Raw genomic sequence first — 19858 nt, forward strand, 5'->3', positions numbered from 1 at the left:
GCCGAACGTCAAAGGACACTTATTGAGGGTGGGCTCTGTCCAGCCGCCGAACAATATGAATAAATACTTGCGACCCTTATAGTAGCCGGGCATCGTCCGCCGACCGCTCAGCTATTGCGTCGCTCGATCACGAGCCGGATCAGTTCCGCGGCCGAACGGACCCGCAGCTTTTCCATGATGTGACCGCGGTGCAGTTCTACGGTCCGGTAGCTGATGTCGAGCAACCTGGCGATCGACTTGCTGGACAGACCCTTAGCTACCTGCTCGAGCACATGGTGCTCACGTTCGGTAAGTGTTGCCAGGCGTTCGGCGAAGCCCTCGCCAGTATTGGTGACTAGTCGAGACTCCGCATCACGACGCAGGGCATCGTTGATGCTGTCAAGCAGTTGCTGTTCACGATATGGTTTTTGAACGAAATCAACGGCGCCCGCTTTGATGGTCTTGATGGCGACCGCGATGTCTCCATGGCCGCTGATGAACACGATCGGAATGCGTGCACCAATCGCGTTTAACTCGTCCTGGAGCGCGGGCCCGCTGATATGTGCCATGCGGACGTCAAGCACGAGACACCCCGGCAGCTCGGGATCGAACCCGTCAAGAAACTCCCGCGCGGAACGAAACGTGGCCGCTTGCAGTCCGACCGACATCACCAGCTCCGCAATCGAATCCAGTACTGCAGCATCGTCGTCAACAATAAACACGGTGGGCTCACTCATGCCGTCAGTTTCCCTTCACGAGAGATAGGCAGTGTGAATTGAAAAACGCATCCACTATCCACGTTCGGGGCCAGCGATATGTGGCCGCCATGCGCTTCGATGATAGCGCGGGAGATCGAAAGCCCGACGCCCAATCCCCCTCCCTTCGTTGAATAGAACGGTTCAAAAATATGCTTGGCATCGTCGGGGCCAATTCCCGGTCCGTAATCGGTGACGCTCACGGCGATTTCGTTTTCTGCGGTGCCCGAAACTCTAATTTTGATGAGGCTGGTGGCAATTCCAGCTTCCTCTACCGCCTCAATGGCATTGCGGATTAGATTCAGGACCACCTGTTGGATCTGAACCCCATCGACGAAGAGCGGTGGAAGATCCATCGAGATCACGGACTCGAACCTGATACTCGCGCTGCGGCTTTCCATCTCCACCAGCTTCAAGGTATCGGCGACCAGTTGCCCGACTTCGATTCTAGTCGTCTCCGATTCATGCTTCTTCACCATGGTTCGAAGCGACCGCAGCACATCGCCTGCGCGCGAGGCTTGCTCTCCGATTTTGTCCAGCAAATCTTCAACCTTGGCTGCGTCCACGGTGCCAGCGAGCCGTCTGCGCGCCGCGAGCGCATAGTTCTTGATAGCGACAAGCGGCTGATTGATCTCGTGTATGATCGCCGCCGACATTTCGCCGACCGCATGGACACGCACCAAATGCGCGAGACTTTCGCGATACTGTCCTGTTTCTACCTGGGCCCGTCCCATTTGCTCCGCGGCTCGCTTTCGTCGTTGGCGTTCCAATAGCAACCAAGCGATCAGAGCAGCCTGAAGCAGCACAACAGCCAGAGCACTGAGGATCTGCAAGGGATATTCGCGCCACAAATGCCGCTCGGCGACGCGGATTTCGCATCCGGGGGGCAAGCTGTGCTCGTCCAACGACCATTTGTTTAACGCGTATACATCCGCCACGCATTCAGCGGGGACATCGGAAAGGGCCGGGACCGAGGCACCCGCCCTCATTTGAATCAGCAGTTTGGCGACCGTGCGGCCAAGATCGTCGTAGGATTGCACGATTCCGGCCGCGATGCCGTAGCCCAAGTAGGTTTCGAAGACGCCATAGGTCGGCGCGGTCGATTCGGCGCTAATCGTGCGAAGCACCTCACGTGGCGTATACGGCCGGCCCTCGCGATCACGGAATTGGGTGAGATACAGCACGATGGTACTCGCCGGCTCTCGTGCTACTATCTCCACGAGTTCGGGCTGCGGCAGGCCGATCAAATAGCGTGTCTCTGCAGTCTCATTCCGCGCGGCGAACACCCTGCGGACCTCGTCAGCAAAGTCTTTGTCGTAGTCGGATACACCTGCGACCACGAGGATGCGTTGCGCACCAGGCTGCAGTCGGCGAGCCAGATCGACGGTCCTGCCGATATCCCGCCCCTCTCTCACGCCCTTCGTTCGTGCCGAGAGCGCGAGACCATCAAGCAAGTAGGTGGGAACGCTATGAAACAGGATCTGGGCGCCAGGCCATAGGTCATTGCCGTACCTGTTAGCAAAGTCGAGAGCGGGCTTCGTCACCGCAACGATAAAGTCGATTTTCAGTCCCGTGTATTTTTTGGCCAGCAGAGCCCGAAACTCCTGATCAAAATCGCCGAACGCAAACCGCTGAGCATCGAGCGACTCGGAGAAGAACTGGAATCGCTGCGTTGTATCTTTGGCCAATTCCTCGCGCATGGCATTGTCGAGGGCTAGCAATCCTGGGACATACGGGTGGGTAGCAATGAGGACTAGAATCCGAGTTTCCGGTTCGACCGCGCGCAGCGGCGCCGCCATGATGCAAAGCGCGGCAGCAACGAGCAAGCGTGCCAAGCCGCCCGCGAGCTTCATCGATGCCCTGTCCGCAAGGTTCACCGGATTCGCATCGCTCAGGAAAGCGATCAAAGGCGGCCTCACACGGTACTAAAAAGGTCAGCAGTTCGAACCCAATCCAAAGCAGTCCTATTACGGTACCCCCGCTATCAGGCCGCGACTATGCAGAAGCGGCTGAAGTTCTGATAAGTGGGATTGACCAGGGCTGCCTCTATTGCCGCCGTCCACTCCTGGTAGCTTCTCGGCCGTGCCACGGAAAGGAGGCCGGGACTGCTTCGGCAGCTGCCGTATCTCAGTAGTTCGGGTCGTGGGTATTGATCTATATCAACGACTGCGCAGGGGCGAGTTTTACGCGGGGCAGCCACGCCCCCATCGGTGTTGAAGCTGCATTGATGTTGTCTTGATTTGGATTAACGCGTCTTCGACGGGTGTATTGTTTCGTTGCCAAAGCTGCATAGCTCACTGCCAGTGATCTGGGTCAATTTCGCAAAGCGACGAGGCGTCACTCAGGCAACCAAATGATGGCGCGCCGCCCCATTCTCCTCCAGAGGATCAATGATGATGCAGTCATCATACAACCCCAGCAACCCGAGCCGTCGCCTTGTTCTCGGCGCGCTCGCGGCACTGCCAACCCTCCCCATACCGTTCGTCGCCATTGCGCAGGCGCAGACAACGCCCCCGGGGCCGCTTCCCACCGGGGCCGGTTTTTCGTTCGCGGCGGTCGGCGATACCCGTCCGATGATGTACCTCCCGTTGAAGGAGGGGCAGCCGGACCTCAACAAGTTCTTCGTCGAAATGTTCGGGTTGGTCATGCCGGAGAAGGTCGCTGAAGCCGTTGTGGCGAAGGATGTAAAGATGATCTTCGATCCGGTCACAAAAGACCTGATTAAGGTAATCATGCCATTCGCGTCAAGACGGAAGTCATGACGCTGACGGTCGATAAAGGGTGGGTGACAGAGGCATCCGTTGAGGACGTAAAGCTGCTTCCCGGCGTGCATCGGACGATGTTTCGGCTCCAGGGCGGCGAATGGGTGACGCGTGAAATCGTGAAAGACGTCCAATCCAGTCGCGCCAAATTCGTTGTCAATAGCGGCGACGCCGTATGGTGGGGCAATCAGGGCTTAACCGTCAGCGACAGCCCATACTGGAAACGCGTGAACGACACCATGTTGAAGAAGCTGCCCGCGCCAGATGACGAGATGCGTGCAGCCGGTCTGGATGGGCGGTTTTTCATGAGCGTGGGTAATCATGAGGTATGGGCCGATCCGAAGATCGAAGGCGTTCTTTCGGCGGTGCCGTATCTAAAGAAATTCGGCGTCACGCCGGAAAACCTCATCTACAAATTCGACTTCAAGGGCACCCGTTTCATATATCTGTGGAGCGGCAAGTACGACTACCGGTCGCCCTCACAATGGGACGCTGATCGGCCGAAGTACGCCGAGCAGATGACGCAACTGCAGAAGTGGATGGACGAGGCGAAGGCGAATGGCATTCGGAAGGCCTTTATCGTCTTCCATTATCCGGTTTTTGCGCGCTCCGGCCTAGGTCCTATCCCGGCTCCCGACAACCCGCACAAGGTGATTGCGTCGTATGCCAAGGACATGGAGGTGGTCGTGTTGAACGGGCACGTCCACACCACGGAAATCTACGAAGTAGATGGGGTGAAGTATCTGATGCTGGGCGGTGGGGGCGCTGGGTTGAATTCGTTTTCCGTCAACAGCGACAGCGATGATGAATGTTCCATGTCAAGCCCAATTCTAGACCGCAACACTGATTGCCTGTACGATGGGATGGATCGAGCGATCCTGGGAGTCAGGGTGACCATTAGTACTGTCGGGAAAAGCCCGACAAAAACCAGAACATCGAGGAAGTGCTGAGACGTGGGCGTTTTGCTGTCTCATTTGATACCTACCCGCATGGAGGCGCCCACCTTGATCTCCCGGCGCGCAGCGCGCCGCCCCCTTATCCTCGTCTTCATAGCGGCAGCGATGCCTCTTGCGCTTTTCGCGGGGTGGGTCGTTTTCCTGAATGCGCAGCAACAGCGCAGGGATTCTCAGGCGGCCGCGGTGGAGACACTTGATAGCGTCGTCAACCGACTTGCCTCGGAGATCAGCCTCCAGCTCGAGATCGCCGAGACTGTCGCGGCTTCGGCCACGCTCGATAAGCCGGACCTTGACGCATTCTATCGAGAAGCGACGCGCGTCAACGAAGCACGTCCCCTTTGGCAAACGATACAGCTTGTCGATCCCGATGGAAATCAGGTGCTGGACGTTAGCCGCCCGCTCGGAGATGGGATGCGCGCCACCGTCGACCGCGAGAATTTCGAACAAATCCTGAGGACGAGAAAGCCGGCGATCGGCGGAATAGGGCCACGCGGTCCTGTCACCGGCAAACGCGTGGTAGCCGTCAGGGCGCCCGTTGAGCGCGATGGGCAATTGAAGTTTGTGCTCACGGTGGCCCTGGTGCCCGATGCAATAAGCCAGATTTTGAAGAGCGCAGGTGCCCCGGCAGGCTGGGTGGGGTTTGTGGTCGATGCCAAGGGTAACATCGTCGCCCGCACCTTCGGTGAGCAATCCGAGCTCGGACAATCTGCCAGCGCCACAGTCCGCGAAGCGATTGCCTCTGCGCCAGAAGGAAGCTACGTCAAAACCACGCCTGTCGGCGACCAAGTCGACTCGATCTATAAACTCATTCCCGGAACCAGCGGATGGTCGGTCCATTTCGGAATACCGACGCAGGAACTCAACGGGCCCGTCCAGCGCTCAGCCATTTTTCTTGCCGGGGGTGGAGTCCTGAGCTTCGTCCTGGCTTTGACTTTGGCCTGGTACACGATACGCGACATTTCGCTGCGTCGGCGCGAGCAAGAGGCGCAGGCGGCATTGGCACTCAACGCAAGTGAAGAGCGACGCAGGCTGACGATCGATGCCGCAGATCTCGGCGTATTCAGCTGTGACTTTGCCGCCAGAGAAGCGATTGTATCGCCCCGCGCACGGGAGATGCTCCAGATAGAAGGTTCGCGCTCCGAAGGAGATACGAGCCTTCCGATAGATCAGATGCTGAGCAGTATTGATCCCGCCGACCAGCAGAAATTTGAGGCTTCCTTGCTGAGTTGCCGTTCGGGAATCGTCGCGATAGCCGATTTCCGGTCCGCTCCCCCTCACAGCCGGTGGCTGCGGGCCAGCGGAAGGCTATCTCGACTCGATGACAAAAACTTGGACGTGGTATATGGGGTCATTCAGGATATCGATGAGACCAAGCGAGCCGAGCTGGAACGACAGCAACTGCTTCGACGTCTTTCGGAGGCAGAAGAAAACGAACGCCGTCGAATCGCAAGGGAGCTTCACGATCAAATCGGCCAGACGGTTACAGGTCTCCTTCTCGGTCTAAAGAACCTGGAGCCGCTTCTCGGCACGAGCCCCAAACGCAAGCTCGGATTGGAGAGGCTCAATTGGCTGCAAGGACTCGCAAGAGGGATTGGGCGCGATATCCATCAAATCGCCTCTGATCTGCGCCCGACTGCCCTTGATGACCTGGGCCTTTACAAGGCGCTGGAGGCGTTCTGCGCGGAGATCCAGCGGCGGTTCGGGATCAGCGTTGATTTTCAACCTCTGGGCAGAAGAGATCGTCTCGGCCAGGATGTCGAAATCGCGGCCTACCGCGCCGTTCAGGAGGCCGTGAATAACGTCGTCAAACACGCGCAAGCGCGAAACGTCAGCGTGGTAATCGACCGACGTACAGCAGAGCTGAGGATAGTCGTCGAAGACGACGGGAACGGTTTCGACTTTCAGGAATTCTCGCAGGGTGAGAGCCGCCACGCAAAATTGGGCCTGTCGGTAATCGAGGAGCGCCTCACGCTGCTGGGCGGATCTTTGGCGATTGAATCTGAACCCGGCCACGGCACCTCTCTCTTCATGAGAATACCGGTGCCAATAGAGGAGATGGGCTATGTGCCCGATCCGGATCACGTTGACTGACGATCATCCGCTTGTTCTGGCCGGAATGAAGTCTTTGCTCCAGGACGTACAGGACATCGAGATCGTCGGGGAAGCAACGGATGGACAGACCGCCCTTGATATCATTCGCCAGGCCACGCCAGACATTGCCATCCTGGACATTTCACTTCCCGGTATCAGTGGCCTTGAAGTCGCTCGCACCCTAGCGACGCAGCTGCCTCAGGTTCGTCTGCTGGCGCTGACCGTGCACGAGGACCACGCCTACGTTCAGCCCATGCTGCAGGCGGGAGCTCGCGGCTATCTGCTGAAGCGCTCTGCGGCCGACGAGCTCGAGCGCGCAGTTCGCGCGATTGCTGGAGGTGGATTGTATCTGGATCCCGCAATAGCGGAGAAAGCACTTCCGTCCACGCATGGCGCACATTCGTCTTCTGGCGCTTCCACAGCCAGCGAGCTGACACCGCGCGAGAGTGAGGTTCTCAGACTCATCGCACAAGGCTTCAGCAACAAGGAAATTGCCAATCAACTAAACATCAGCATCAAGACCGTCGAAACTTACAAGGCCAGGGCGGTGGAAAAGCTCGGACTGTTTACGCGTGCTGACATAGTGCGCTACGGCGTGACCCTTGGCTGGTTGGACCATCTGGCAAAGAGTCCCGATCAAGTTTGACCTGGAATTAGAATTTAGTGGGCGAAGCGGCCCTGGCCGCACGGCACTCAGACGTCAGGATTGTCCCGACAAGCCGCGCTCATCTCCCGACTGCCCAATGGGACGCCGTAAACTATCTTCCGTGAAGCGGATGCGAGAACGAAAGCGAATCACCGGCCGGGACGTGCTTCTTCCAGGCTTCTGCACTCCGCACCTCCCAGGAACGGATCAGCTTGTTTGGAGACATATATGAGAAATGTACTTTTCCGAGGACGTGCCGGTTGCCAACTCTTTGCACAGTATGAAAAACTGGCTGGGCTCGCGGCTGGGACAAGCTCGCGGCGAGATGACCGCACGGCGAGAACCGCGGGCATTTGTCTCGCGTGCGTATACCTGACTTGCCTTCTGTTCACGGCGTATGCGATTGTTTGAATGGCGGTCGGCGTGCTGACCACCGGACATGGAGAGAGATTTCGAAGTTCGGGCTCGTATGTCCCGATTTTTGGCGGGAACTCGTCCGATCATGGATACAGCCGTGGAGCTCCTTTTCCTCGGCACGTTGGTCACGACTCTTGTCGTCGCGGCGCTGTAAATCGCGGCTCGTCGCTTTTCCCAAGCTCTTAATTGTCAGCTTCCGATGTAACGCGCTGCGTATCATGCTGGACGCATAGACTAATGCGCGTCGGAGACCCAGTCAGCATCGACGAACCGCTAGTTGAGATTGAAACCGACGGCACGACTGTAGAGGTGACAGCGCCAGCTACCGGAGTGCTGTCCGAGATTCTTTTGATGGACGGGAAAACAGTTACGGCAGGCACACTGCTCGGAGCGATTACAAAGTACGGGAGTGGCAGCAAGAGCCCTGGCGCAAGCTGAACGTGCGAAGGCGGAGCGGGCGTGAGACAGCCGATCGCCCTAATCAGCTGTTTGCTTATGAGTGCGCGTGCTAACCTATCGAGGTTTATTGAGTGCGATTCTAGTATCCGGAATCAGAGCTAAGTGATGCGGCGCCTTTGAATCTGCGTTTTCTTGGCACGGACGAAGGGTTCAGCTCTGTCGTTATCGATGTGCTCCTGAAGCTGTTTATTATCCCGACTTGAGTTACAACGCACGCTCTAAGAAACGTGGCTACTAATATTCTCCATCTGATATGTGCGGGATCGAATCGGTCCGGTCGTTGTGCTCCTGGCCTGCCTTCTGCAAGTACGCGATGAGGTCGCGGCGAGACGGGGCGTCGAGCACGCGAACCGGCATGCGTGCGCCGGGAATGAATTTCCGGGGGTCGGCCAGCCACTGATCGAGATTATCCGTGGACCAGATGAGACCGGCGCTCTTTAGCGCGGGCGAATAGTCGTACCCGGGAGCCCAGCCGGCTCTGCGGCCGACCACCCCGCCAAGCACGGGGCCAGTCTTGTTTCTGTCTATCGCGTGACACGCAGTGCAGCGTTCCATGAAGAGTTGTTGGCCGTGGACGGGATCCGGCGCGGCATTGGCCAGGAAACGTGAAAGATTCTCGCTGTGTGACGGATTCGCCGAGCGAAGAAATGTATAGCTTAATGTGATCGTATCGACATGGAGATTGTCCGAATCCTTTGCAAAGGCAGGATCGACGAAAAAGACAACGGGCATCTCGACCTTCTGATGCGGGTCAAGGCGCTCTTCATTGAAGCAGAAGCACTGAATTTTATTGAAATAGATGCCGCTCGTCTCCGGCGTGACGTTGAAGGTCGCGTGCCCGACGATCGACTCGTTGCTGAGATTCTCGGCGGTGAAGAATACGAGCTTTTGTTCGCCCAAGTGAACGGTCACGGAGCGCTGCTCAGGTTCGAACCGCCACGGCAAGTCCGGCGCGACGTTGCTGTCGAACGCAACGGTCACAGTCTGATCGGAGGCGGCAGTTGAGTCGGAATACGCCCGTTGTGTCGTCCCTCCGTATCCGGTTGCGCCACAGAAAGCGCGGTACAACTCTGGCGAATAAGCCACCAGGCCGAACATGATGCCGAGCACCACGAAGCACGGTAGGAGAACATTCAGGTTTTTCCGGTAGCGCGGCTCCATCTCGACTCCTTGCACTGGCCGCCCCCGGCATCTGGCATGATCTAGACCGACGCGGCGTAACCGTCCACCGGTCGATGAGAGCCAGTTTCGCCGTGGTGTTTGACGAGTTTGTGATCGTAGTTGCATCCGTAGGACACGTTCGACCCTCACCACGTCCCAATTTTGGTTCGCATCTCCATCAATCCCATATCAATCTCATGGCGCTCGCTGCACCGGGATTCGTCTTAAACCCTCGCAGGCTCGCTCTGAATATGCGTCGACAGCCGGTTTAAGCAGCAGCGGCTGCCCGATAGGCAGGCCGTGTGGCAGTTTCCAAAGCAGCAAAATTTCCCATTGATTTTGCGGGGACTTCATGTCGATTGGTTTGGACATTTCCCCGATTCAACTGTGCCCGACATGTCATCAGCGCCCCTCTCCTCGTCTAAATTTCCAATTCGGCCTGTCGTCGGCAGCCCCGCACCGGTTCCGGACCGTGAAAGGAGGGTCAATCTACTGGTCCTTTGCGGCCTCGCGCTGATTGTCGGGGTCATGACGGGCTGCGGCGCCGTCGCACTGCGAACGCTCATCGGTCTTTTTCACAACGCGTTTTACAACGGCACTTTCAGCATCTGGTACGATGCCAATGTGAGCGAAGGGCCGAGTCGGTTTGGCGACTGGGTATTTCTTTCGCCCGTCATCGGCGGTCTCGTTGTCGTCTTTCTGGTGCAGCGTTTCGCCCCGGAGGCAAAGGGCCATGGTGTTCCGGAGGTTATGGATGCTGTTTTTTACAAACGCGGCAACATCCGCGGTCAGGTTGCGATCATAAAATCTCTGGCTTCAGCCCTTTCGATTGGCGGTGGAGCTGCAGTCGGTCGCGAGGGTCCGATCATTCAGATCGGGGCAGCACTGGGTTCTGCTTTCTCCCAGGCGATCAAACTGTCGACGTGGCAGAAGATCACATTGCTCTCCGCTGGAGCCGGTGCCGGGATCGCGGCGACCTTCAACACACCGCTTGGCGGCGTGCTGTTCGCGCTGGAAATCCTGTTGCCCGAGGTCTCGAACCGCACTTTTCTTCCAGTCGTCATTGCGACGGGTGCCGCAACGACCATAGGCAGAATCTTGATCGGACCGGATCCTGCCTTCGTCGTCCCTGATATTCAAATGTCGCTAGCCCAGGCTCTGGGTCTGCAGGAGGCAATCGCTTTTGTCGTGCTGGGAGCCCTGTGTGGCGTCGCCTCCTGGGCCTTTATACGCCTGCTGGTAGTTATGGAGGACGGCTTTCCCAAGCTGCCCGGAAATGCCTACACGCAAAACATCATCGGGATGGCCGCCGTTGGCCTGATGATGGTCGCTTTAACTCACGCCTTCGGCCATCCCTATGTTGATGGCGTTGGCTATGGCGTCATCCAGTCGACCCTCGACAACAAGATGACATATGCAGGCCTGCTTGCGTCGCTGTTTGTGCTAAAGATGCTGGCCACGACGATCAGTCTCGGATGCGGAGCCTCCGGCGGTATCTTTTCCCCATCGCTGTACCTCGGAGCCACGTTGGGGGGAGCCTTCGCCCTCGTGGTCAGCATGGTCTTTCCACACGCTGGCCTGACCGTTCCTTCGGCTGCGATCGTCGGCATGGCCGCCATGGTTGGCGCCGGCACCGGCGGGGTCATGACCGCCATCGTCATGGTGTTCGAAATGACACGGGACTACGCCATCATCGTGCCCGTGATCGTCGGTGTCGCGGTCGCGGCCGGCATTCGCCGTACGCTGATTGGTGAGACAATCTACACGATCAAGCTGCGCCACCGCGGCCACCGCATCCCGAAAGAACGGCACATCAACCTTTATCTGGTCAAGCAGGCCCAGGACATCATGGAACGGCGTTTCATCCTTGCCAAGGTCGGGACAACGTTGAAGGAAGCCATAGGCGCGGAAGACACCGACGACCTACGCGCCATCATCGTCGAGCGCGAGGGGCGGATTGTCGGCCTGATACCGCCACGCTCGGGCCTGTGGCTTGAATCTCAGCGTAATCCGAACCTGCTCGTCGAGCGCTTCGTCGAAAGCCGCGCTGTCATTTGCAGGGATATCGATCTCCTGAGTCTCGTGCTCGCAAGATTGAAACGGCATCGCTCCGGAGCGGCGATTGTCTTTCACGGGGTCGATCGGCCGAGAGTCCGAGATATTGTTGGCGTCATCACAAAACGCGCAATAGCTGACACGGTCATCGATAGCTACGACGATTAATCAGCGAGCGACCGAAGCGAAACCAGAAGGAAATGATCAATGTCCGCCTGGTGCGGCCTAGAAGCGTAGACGGGAGATAACTATGCGCGCTATCCTGCTCGCAAGCGCGGCGGCGAAGCCTTGCATCGATATTTTGCATTGAGTGGACGACCGCGTCACTACGCTTAGAGTCGTGGTTGTAAATTCCCCGCCGGACCTATCGGGAACCGCGAGCGGTCGGCACATTCCTCTGATCATCAAGCTCTTTTGATTTCCTGTCGGGGTGACCCGAACGCGCGCACCGTCTAGTTTTTCTGTATGAACAACAGCGTTTTAATCTCCGGTGCGGGAATCGCTGGACCGACATTAGCCTTCTGGCTGAAGGCGGCGGGGTTCCAACCGACTCTGATCGAGCGGGCGCGCGCGTTGCGCGTCGGCGGTTATGTCGTCGATTTCTGGGGTCTTGGATACGACATCGCTGAACAAATGCACCTGACCGACGACATCAATCGCATCGGCTATCACGCGCGTGAGATGCGGGTCGTTGACGATCTCGGGAAACGCATCGCGGGATTTGGCACCAGGGTGTTCGATGAACTTTCGAACGGACGCTATGTAACGATCGGACGGAGCGACCTCTCTCGGTTGCTTTTCGAAAGGCTCAGAGGTGACACCGATGTCATTTTTCAAAGCGAGATTCTTGCCCTTCAGGAACGCGACGACTGCGTGGAGGTTCAACTGAAGAATGCGGGCACTCGCCGATTTGGTTTAGTTATCGGCGCCGATGGCTTGCATTCCACCGTTCGCAGGTTAACGTTCGGGCCGCAGTCACGGTTTGAAAAGTATCTTGGCTATGCGGTCGCAGCGTTCGAGGTCCGCGGTTACCGACCGCGCGACGAAGATATCTATTTGATGTATGGACAGCCCGGCCGCATGCTTGGCCGCTTCACGTTGCATGATGACCTGACGCTGTTCTTGTTCGTGTTTGCCGCCGATAGCGATACGTTACCAGAAGGGCTTGAACGGCAGAAGGCTATGCTGCGCGAAAGATACCGCGAAGGGAAGTGGGAGTGCCCCCTCATCCTTGCCGAATTGGATCGTGCACAACAACTCTATTTTGACCGGGTTAGTCAGATAAGGATGGAAAGCTGGACGCGCGGCCGCGTTGCCCTTATCGGAGATGCAGCATTCTGTGTATCCTTGACGGCCGGGCAAGGCTCGGCTCTTGCGATGATTTCCGCATTCGTACTCGCAGGTGAACTCGCCAATGCCGGAGGCCGCCATGAAGATGCCTTTGGCAGATACGAAGCATTTTTGCGGGCCTTTATCGGGGAGAAACAGCGCGCCGCCGAGCGCTTTGCTCGGGTCTTTGCGCCAAAAACCCGGTGGGGCCTGAACGTTCGCAACCAGGTGATAAAGGCGTTCGCCATTCCCGGCCTTGCAAGGCTAGCAATCGGCAGGGATATTACCGACACCCTACAACTCCCCGATTACCACTGGCTAACGCCTTCGTGGTCAGGCCATCGGGTGACACCCTCTGGCTCGGAACCGAGCCCAACGAGGGCATGAAGCCGCGTAGATCATTTGCTTATGGCTCCTCTCCGCCGAACGACATTCTTTATGGCGCTCTGAAGCGGCGGTCCCGCTCGCGTAGACAACGGGAAAGTCCGGGTCGATTTCCCGAGCAAGTTGAGCGACCTGCCAACCATCCATCTTCCCTCGTAGATTTATGTCGTCTAGGAGCGCTCGGTGCTTTCCCCTGTGTCCCTTGAGCAGGGTAACCGCCTCTTCCCCCGATGCCGTGATGGCGGGTTCGAAGCCGCCACACCGAGCGCTTCTTCAATGAGAGTTTGGAGCAACTGGTCGTCTTCAACGACCAAGATAATCGGCAAGTCCTGCAATACCCCGGCTCCCCACTACTGCATCAAGCGATTCGAGTTACAAAGTGAACATAAGTTCCCGGCCCGCACTGTCAGCCGCACGCAAGAGAGGGGTACCGTGGCGCACTGATTCTGTCGGCGTCTGTCGTTCAACGGCCTTGTCTTGACGTGGGCAGGTCGTCGGACTCGTCCTGTACGACAAAGTGTCTTGCGGCAGAGATCAGCACTACGAAAGTCGCAACCCATGCCATGCGCGCGCCATAGCGATCATGCGGACCCGAGATCACACCGCAAATGAACGCGTTGCCGAGCAGTGCGAATGTTACAGTCCCTGCAAGCAAAGTAAGATCATCCAACGAGCGCCGCCAAAGCCCGCGACCGAACAGAACCACGGTCAGCAACATCGACGCCAGTGCGACCGGCACGTGAAGACAGTTGATCGCGGTGAAGTCGAGCTCGGAATGCTGCTGGCGCGCGGCGCGCATAGGCGTTACTTGCGCCGAGATGTAACGCTCGATGATCCCATAGGTGTGGGGAATCCAGACATCGGAGCCCTCGCCGGTTGCGACGAGAGTAAGTTGCTGCGCGGTCGCAGCCAGTGCGGCCTCGGCTTGCAAGGTCGGATATTCCGCGAGCGAGTGCAACACGATGAAGCCCATCTCGTCGTTCAGGCCCTTGAAGCGGCCTAGCGTGTTGAACATGCTGTTGCCCCAAAGGAACTGATCGGCGGTCGCGGGCAGCTGATCGCGATAGGGACAGAGTTTCAACTGCTCGCGTGGACAATGGTCCCTGAGGTAGCGCGCGACGATACCGTCCTGCATGATGCGGCCGAACGCAACACCGAAGCCACCGGGAGTCCAAGCCAATTGTCCCGACAAGGCGAAGTTTGCTGCGAGCAGCATCGCCGCGCCGGCAACGAGGGTCAGGCTGCCCTGAATCAAACTGATGATTGGGATTTGACCGCGTAGCAGCAGACGTACACTCCACCCGACCACGCATAGCCCTAGTAGCACCCCGAGCGTTGCGCTGTGAGTTGCTGCGGCGAAGGCCGTGAATACAAATAGGCAGCACTTTTCGACGGTAGAAATCCTGTCATTGTGTAACACCAGGACGAACAGCGCGAGCACCGACAGACCGGCAAAAATGTCAGTCAGAAGCATGCTGGCGATCCAAGGCAGCGCGGTCGTCAGGATCAGCACGAGGCCGATCGCCATCAGCCGTAGCGGCTGGCTCATGCCGAGAACTCGCAGCGTCAGTTGCAGGATCCACAGTGACGCCAGGGCCTGGATTCCGAGGTTGATCCAGAAGCTCGAATGCTCACCAAAATGCAGGTAAAGGCCGAACACCGTTGAGCGGCTCGGCACGAGGTAACCTTCGTACCACCTTGCCAGATAGCCACCGGTATCCCACTGAAGCAGCGGATAGCCATTCCAAAGAGCCGGCGCGAGCAACATCAAGGGAATGGCTACCGCGGCGATCCACATCGACCGTGAGGCGGCGATGCGCCCACGTAAAACCTGCGTATTGATGGCCTACCCCCTGCCCTGTTTTGGGGAACATGCCCGGAACTATTCTTGGAATCAAGACGCTGACAGACGGCTACTGAACGTTCTGAATCCAATTTGCTCGAAAATCCGACGAGGGCCAATGCATCGTGGTGCGATGCAATAGGTCATAGTGCGATATATCTGGGCGATATTGCTAATCTTCTAGGCGCTGCGCACCTCCCGTTTCGAGGGCGAGGCGCGAAACTGTCCCGCTTTTGGGTCGATTGTTCGCTGTTTCATACGCTGGCATGTGCGTTGCATCAGCTCTCTTCAAGACGAGTAGGCTGTTGGCGCCGTCGCGACTTTGAGAACAGAGAGGGTATTGATGTCGTATCTAACGCCATCGGAATTCGTCACCAAGATGGTGGACGCGGGTGAATCTAAAATCTTCATGTCCACCCGTGACACGCTGATCCGCGCCTACATGGCGGGCGCGATCCTCGCCTTGGCGGCATGGCTCGCCGTCACGATCAACGTGAACACGGGCCAGCCGTTGGCCGGAGCGCTACTGTTTCCTGTCGGATTTTCCATGCTGTATCTGCTGGGCTTTGACCTACTGACCGGCGTATTCGTGCTTGCTCCGCTCGCGTTGATCGACAAACGGCCGGGTGTGACGCCGGGTGGCGTTTTGAGAAACTGGGGTCTAGTCTTTGTCGGAAACTTTGCCGGGGCGCTCACGGTAGCCTTCATGATGGCATTTGTGACAACGTTCGGCTTCACGCAGGATCCCGATTAGGTCGGCATGACGATCGGAAATGTTGGCGAGGCTCGAACGCTCGGCTACGCGGCACACGGCGCGGCCGGCATGGCAACATTGTTCATCCGCGGGATGCTGTGCAACTGGATGGTCTCCACCGGCGTCGTCGGGGCCATGATTTCAACGTCGGTCCCGGGCAAGGTCATTGCGATGTGGATGCCGATCTTCTTGTTCTTTTACATGGTGTTTGAGCATTCCGTCGTGAACATGTTCCTGTTTCCGTCGGGGCTGATGCTCCACGCGAAATTTTCCATCATGGACTACTTCGTCTGGAACGAAATTCCGACGGTTCTTGGCAACTTGGTGGGCGGCCTCGCGTTCACGGGGCTTACCCTGTACGCCACGCACGTCAGGACGGCACAGAAGCGCAGCGAGACCGAACTGGCAATGCGGCGTGCCGCAGCTTGATCGCGATCGCGGAGATATCGCAGCGGGGCATGGTCGTCCGGTAACAATCCGAATGTCTGGATCGGTTGACTGGCGGTGACGTAGGTTTCGGATAGCAAGATGCACTATTGGATGCCGCTGATGTGAATCGGCGCCGTAATCCACAGCGGATCAGGTCGCATGAAGCGAACTCGGCGAGCGGTGCTACTGTTACCCATAGTTCTCGGCGCGATTTTTTGGTTGACAACATCGCGTGCGCAGACCGTTGCTCGAGTGGGGGTCGTCGTATCCGATATGACTGAAGCTGAAGGCCATGTTCTCGGTCTGCCGGATCGTGGGGTCTTTGTCGTCGATGTCAGGAGCGATAGCTCGGCGGCCCGGGCAGGTATTCTTGCCAGGGATGTGATTTTCGAACTCGATGGTGGTCCTATCAATGGGGTCGACGATTTTATATGCCGAGTAGCCCGAAAGCAGCCTGGCGACTCCATTCGGTTCCAAATCCTTCGAAGCCTGAAACCTCTGGCGATCACGGTCAACCTTGGCACATGGCCCAACGAGCTTTCGTCATTTCGAAGTATGTCTATTGGATGCGGGGTTGTGGATGCGCAGCCAGGCGCGATGGTCGTCCCGAACAGTGCGGCTACTTGACTTTGATGACTCGGAAGGCAAGCTGAGCATAACTCAGTCTAGGACTTGGCGCGCCATATGCTTCGATCGAAGCAAGATAGAAAATCTCAAACCGCGACTGACTCACAGAAGAAGAGAGTAGCGCGAAAGAGTAGGGATACAGTTGACTATAGAGCGCTGGCCGAATTTCGACTTCAGCTGCGGCGTTTCCTCGAATTCAGCGAAGCCAACACCCGCAAGAACAACCTAACGTCACAGCAGTATCAAGCCCTGCTTACGATAAAGGGCTTGTCTCGGCCGGATTATCATATGTCCGTGGGTGAACTGGCAGATTTTCTGCTCGTCAAGAACCATACCGCAGTGGGTCTGGTGGATCGAATGGTCAAGATCGGCCTGTTGAAACGCTTCCGGGACAGTGGAGACGGTAGGCGGATTCTCGTGATGCTCACTCACAAAGGTGAGAGGCATTTGTCCAACGTTGCCGAGCTCAACTGGGCGGAGCTTCGCTCCCGCCGGCTTGCCCTGGCAAAAGTACTCAAGTCGTTCTCCTGAGCGGCGCTGTGTTGCCTCCCAATATGTGACTTTTCAGGGAGACGGCAGGCAGGCAAGAAGGCGCTCGCGCCCCAAACCCGACATCGGCGATGGCTTAATCTTCTAGGTTGAATTATGGCCATCGCGATGTATAACGCCACTCGGGTGCTCGCTGCATCGAGCAGCGACAGGTCAAGCGATGGTCGGGCCGCCTCGCGGATAGCGCGTGCCCGTGAAAAATTTTCCATCATTTGACGATCTGCCGAACCACCAGCGCCCAGCGGAACAGGCCCTCAAGAACCGTCAGCAGTTGCTGCACGCCGCGCTTGTTCGGTTCCGCGCGGCACGCTTGCCCTATGGTGGGGGGACAGCCACGTCCGAAGGTTGTAAGGGTCTCTCCAATGCCCTTTAAAGCTGCGCATGTGTCTTTCGTCTCGTTTGCCGTTGAGATTTTGTCCTCCACCGTTACCCAGGTGATGATCGTCGAAACAGACTTGCACCTGAATCCGCGACATCCCTCGTACAATCGCTCGGCCGTAGAGGATCTGATTTCTTCCGCACGGGCCTATACCAGCGCACACATAGAAGGTCCCTCGTCCATTCGGCTTGTTTCGACGCGTAGTGGAGAGATTTGATGGTGAGGACTCAACGATCATCCGCGCGTGCGCCGTATGCTGCACGCCGGAGCGAACAACTGCGGCCGAGACCTCGAGCCTTCAAGGAAACCATATAAGAGCAAACGACCAGGATTGGAGATGCTTCTTGCGACGCCGTATGCCTTGGACAGAACAGGACGAGGCAATTCTCTTGGAGATGCGAACTAGTGGGGCATCGTGGGAGACGATCGCCAATTTTTTAGATCGCACTAAAATGTCCGTCGAGGTCCGCGCAGCAGAGATTAGGCGTCGCAATGGAGGTGCTAATTGTGAAGCGTCCTAAAAACATGCGACATGTTCCGTCCCTTCTGGGTGTCATCGTCCTTTTTGGAATCGTCTTTTTCTTGACCAGAGAGACGCTTTCAACACCTAAATTGGTAGGCGGCATTTGCATTGCCCTCCTGGTCTATGCCGCGACCATGGCATGGCACATCCGTAACATCCTTCGGTGAACATCCTGGATCGCGTGCGCTCATCCGTGATCGTATTAATTATCGATTGGCCGGGTCGTGCGTGATCCGAAGGTAACCCCAATTGTCGAGGAGCCGTTTTGAGTACTAGCGCTGACCGTGGTTTTCGTCGTGGTTTATGCCGCGATCGCCCTTGAGCATCCGATTAAAGTAGAGAAGTCAGCGTCGGCCCTTTTCGGAGCAGGTCTGCTTTGGACGATCTACGCCATCGGAGCAGGTGAGCACGAAGCAGTCGTCCACCAACTAACGGAAACGATAGGTGCGACGGCGGGCATTATCTTCTTCCTGATGGGAGCCATGACCATTGTTGAAGTCATCGACGCACATGATGGATTCGAGCTCATCACCTCGCAGATCAAGACGAAGAGGCTCGCCACCTTGATGTGGCTCGTGTGCGTTATAACATTCTTCCTCAGTGCGGCGTTGGACAACCTCACGACGACTATCGTGATGGTCTCGTTGATCGGGAAGTTGTTCGAAAAACAAGATGACCGTTGGTTGTTTGCATCGCTAGTCGTTATTGCCGCCAATGCAGGAGGTGCATGGTCTCCCATCGGGGATGTCACCACGACCATGCTCTGGATCGGCGGTCAAATCACGGCCCTCGAAATCGTCAAGGCACTCTTTTTCGCTTCCATAGCGAACATGCTAGTTCCGCTGTTGGTGGTAACCTATCAATTGCGCGGCAGAACGTTTTCAATGCCGGTGACCGATAGTAACGAGACTGCGAGCACCCCGCCTTTCGAGCGAAACGTGATGTTCGCCTTGGGTGTTGCCATCCTGATCATGGTGCCTGCCTTCAAGGCCATTACTCACCTGCCGCCTTTTATGGGCATCCTCTTTGGTCTGGGAACGCTATGGCTCGTCGGAGAGGTCATTCACCGAAAGAAGGAGCCTCAAGAACGAAGGCATCTAACGGTCGCCCATGCGCTCACTCAGATCGATCTCAGCTCGATCGTATTCTTCCTTGGCATTTTGCTGGCGGTGGCCACGCTGGAGCACACCCAAGTTCTCGCCGCTCTTGCGAAGTGGCTGGATCAAACGATCGGTCGCACCGATGCCATTGTCATGGCACTGGGGTTGATCAGTGCCATCGTTGACAACGTTCCCCTCGTTGCTGCATCCATGGGGATGTATGGGCTTACGCACTATCCACCTGACACATTTCTCTGGGAATTTATCGCCTACTGCGCGGGCACAGGGGGATCGATACTAATCATTGGGTCGGCGGCTGGGGTCGCCGCGATGGGCATCGAGAAAATTCAGTTCATCTGGTACATGCGAAGGATCAGCGGACTCGCACTCTTGGGTTACACCGCCGGAGCGTTGATATACATCTGGCAGTATCGGTGGCTTCACTAGAGAATCGAGAGTCGCATGTCATCGGTCCGCCACGGTTGATGGCACCCTCGCTTCTTATGTCGGCTATTGGTCGGTAGTTGACGGTCGTTTGAACCCGAGTCATGCCGGCTTTCAGAAGCGTAAGCGCGATTTTCTCCGCACGGTGACGCCCGCGCTTTTGACGGATGGCCTTCGTATCGAGGGCGGCATCTGACCCGTTCAGGCAGCGGCGGT

Annotated in this window: 14 protein-coding genes and 1 pseudogene; 11 read left to right on the forward strand and 4 right to left on the reverse strand. The window is 57.3% G+C overall.

Annotated features, from left to right (window positions below; all coding sequences use genetic code 11):
* Positions 1-107: 107 nt before the first annotated feature.
* On the reverse strand, positions 108-716 hold the full coding sequence (locus tag ABIB95_RS43190) for a response regulator transcription factor (protein ID WP_354116298.1): 609 nt from the start codon (positions 714-716) through the stop codon (positions 108-110).
* Entirely contained in the window at positions 713-2641 is a 1929-nt protein-coding gene (locus ABIB95_RS43195) for an ATP-binding protein (protein WP_354116299.1), read from the reverse strand. The genes ABIB95_RS43190 and ABIB95_RS43195 overlap by 4 nt, the downstream gene beginning before the upstream one ends.
* A gap of 483 nt (positions 2642-3124) precedes the next feature.
* Here ABIB95_RS43195 and ABIB95_RS43200 point away from each other — a divergent pair, with 483 nt between their 5' ends.
* From ABIB95_RS43200 to ABIB95_RS43220, 5 genes are all read left to right on the forward strand, one after another.
* Entirely contained in the window at positions 3125-3496 is a 372-nt protein-coding gene (locus tag ABIB95_RS43200) for a hypothetical protein (protein ID WP_354116300.1), read from the forward strand.
* Positions 3493-4446, forward strand: a complete 954-nt coding sequence (locus ABIB95_RS43205; RefSeq protein ID WP_354248718.1) for a metallophosphoesterase family protein — start codon at positions 3493-3495, stop codon at positions 4444-4446. Before ABIB95_RS43200 ends, ABIB95_RS43205 begins: the two co-directional genes overlap by 4 nt.
* 3 nt (positions 4447-4449) lie before the next feature.
* Positions 4450-6543, forward strand: coding sequence for a sensor histidine kinase (locus ABIB95_RS43210; protein ID WP_354116302.1), 2094 nt, complete (start codon positions 4450-4452; stop codon positions 6541-6543).
* Entirely contained in the window at positions 6515-7189 is a 675-nt protein-coding gene (locus ABIB95_RS43215; RefSeq protein ID WP_354116303.1) for a response regulator, read from the forward strand. Before ABIB95_RS43210 ends, ABIB95_RS43215 begins: the two co-directional genes overlap by 29 nt.
* Positions 7190-7843: 654 nt before the next feature.
* A complete protein-coding gene (locus ABIB95_RS43220; RefSeq protein ID WP_354116304.1) occupies positions 7844-8044 on the forward strand; it encodes a biotin/lipoyl-containing protein in 201 nt (66 codons plus the stop codon).
* A gap of 255 nt (positions 8045-8299) precedes the next feature.
* On the opposite strand, the gene ABIB95_RS43225 is transcribed toward ABIB95_RS43220, so the two are convergent.
* Positions 8300-9226, reverse strand: coding sequence for a cytochrome c oxidase assembly protein (locus ABIB95_RS43225; protein ID WP_354122166.1), 927 nt, complete (start codon positions 9224-9226; stop codon positions 8300-8302).
* A 300-nt stretch (positions 9227-9526) separates the two neighbouring features.
* Between ABIB95_RS43225 and ABIB95_RS43230 the strand changes: the two genes are divergently transcribed.
* Both ABIB95_RS43230 and ABIB95_RS43235 read left to right on the forward strand, forming a co-directional pair.
* Positions 9527-11449: a chloride channel protein gene (locus tag ABIB95_RS43230; protein WP_354122165.1), complete on the forward strand. Its 1923-nt coding sequence runs from the start codon at positions 9527-9529 to the stop codon at positions 11447-11449.
* Between the two features lie 297 nt (positions 11450-11746).
* Positions 11747-12997 (forward strand): FAD-binding domain, encoded by a 1251-nt coding sequence (locus tag ABIB95_RS43235; RefSeq protein ID WP_247307310.1) that lies wholly within the window; start codon positions 11747-11749, stop codon positions 12995-12997.
* Positions 12998-13457: 460 nt separating this feature from the next.
* Here the strand turns inward: ABIB95_RS43235 and ABIB95_RS43240 are convergent, their stop codons facing one another.
* Positions 13458-14792: a hypothetical protein gene (locus ABIB95_RS43240; protein ID WP_354116307.1), complete on the reverse strand. Its 1335-nt coding sequence runs from the start codon at positions 14790-14792 to the stop codon at positions 13458-13460.
* Between the two features lie 388 nt (positions 14793-15180).
* Here ABIB95_RS43240 and ABIB95_RS43245 point away from each other — a divergent pair.
* The 4 genes and pseudogenes from ABIB95_RS43245 (at position 15181) to nhaD (ending at position 19645) form a co-directional block, all read left to right on the forward strand.
* Positions 15181-16020 (forward strand): annotated as a pseudogene (locus ABIB95_RS43245) (formate/nitrite transporter family protein).
* Between the two features lie 159 nt (positions 16021-16179).
* The gene (locus ABIB95_RS43250) at positions 16180-16647 is read left to right on the forward strand and encodes a PDZ domain-containing protein (RefSeq protein WP_354116308.1); all 468 of its coding nucleotides are present in this window, start codon (positions 16180-16182) and stop codon (positions 16645-16647) included.
* A gap of 57 nt (positions 16648-16704) precedes the next feature.
* Positions 16705-17178, forward strand: a complete 474-nt coding sequence (locus tag ABIB95_RS43255; RefSeq protein WP_354248719.1) for a MarR family winged helix-turn-helix transcriptional regulator — start codon at positions 16705-16707, stop codon at positions 17176-17178.
* Between the two features lie 1204 nt (positions 17179-18382).
* Entirely contained in the window at positions 18383-19645 is a 1263-nt protein-coding gene (gene nhaD / locus ABIB95_RS43260; RefSeq protein WP_354248720.1) for a sodium:proton antiporter NhaD, read from the forward strand.
* Positions 19646-19858: the final 213 nt, after the last annotated feature.

It is taken from the genome of Bradyrhizobium sp. LA2.1, from assembly GCF_040547725.1.
Lineage (GTDB): Bacteria > Pseudomonadota > Alphaproteobacteria > Rhizobiales > Xanthobacteraceae > Bradyrhizobium > Bradyrhizobium barranii.

Excerpts from the sequence above, each read along its gene's own strand:
- ABIB95_RS43225 (WP_354122166.1), bottom strand. The coding sequence starts at position 9,226 with ATGGAGCCGCGCTACCGGAAAAACCTGAATGTTCTCCTACCGTGCTTC.
- ABIB95_RS43205 (WP_354248718.1), top strand. The coding sequence starts at position 3,493 with ATGACGCTGACGGTCGATAAAGGGTGGGTGACAGAGGCATCCGTTGAG.
- ABIB95_RS43235 (WP_247307310.1), top strand. The coding sequence starts at position 11,747 with ATGAACAACAGCGTTTTAATCTCCGGTGCGGGAATCGCTGGACCGACA.
- ABIB95_RS43220 (WP_354116304.1), top strand. The coding sequence starts at position 7,844 with ATGCGCGTCGGAGACCCAGTCAGCATCGACGAACCGCTAGTTGAGATT.
- ABIB95_RS43190 (WP_354116298.1), bottom strand. The coding sequence starts at position 716 with ATGAGTGAGCCCACCGTGTTTATTGTTGACGACGATGCTGCAGTACTG.
- ABIB95_RS43200 (WP_354116300.1), top strand. The coding sequence starts at position 3,125 with ATGATGATGCAGTCATCATACAACCCCAGCAACCCGAGCCGTCGCCTT.
- ABIB95_RS43255 (WP_354248719.1), top strand. The coding sequence starts at position 16,705 with ATGCTTCGATCGAAGCAAGATAGAAAATCTCAAACCGCGACTGACTCA.
- ABIB95_RS43240 (WP_354116307.1), bottom strand. The coding sequence starts at position 14,792 with ATGTGGATCGCCGCGGTAGCCATTCCCTTGATGTTGCTCGCGCCGGCT.
- ABIB95_RS43215 (WP_354116303.1), top strand. The coding sequence starts at position 6,515 with ATGTGCCCGATCCGGATCACGTTGACTGACGATCATCCGCTTGTTCTG.
- ABIB95_RS43250 (WP_354116308.1), top strand. The coding sequence starts at position 16,180 with ATGAAGCGAACTCGGCGAGCGGTGCTACTGTTACCCATAGTTCTCGGC.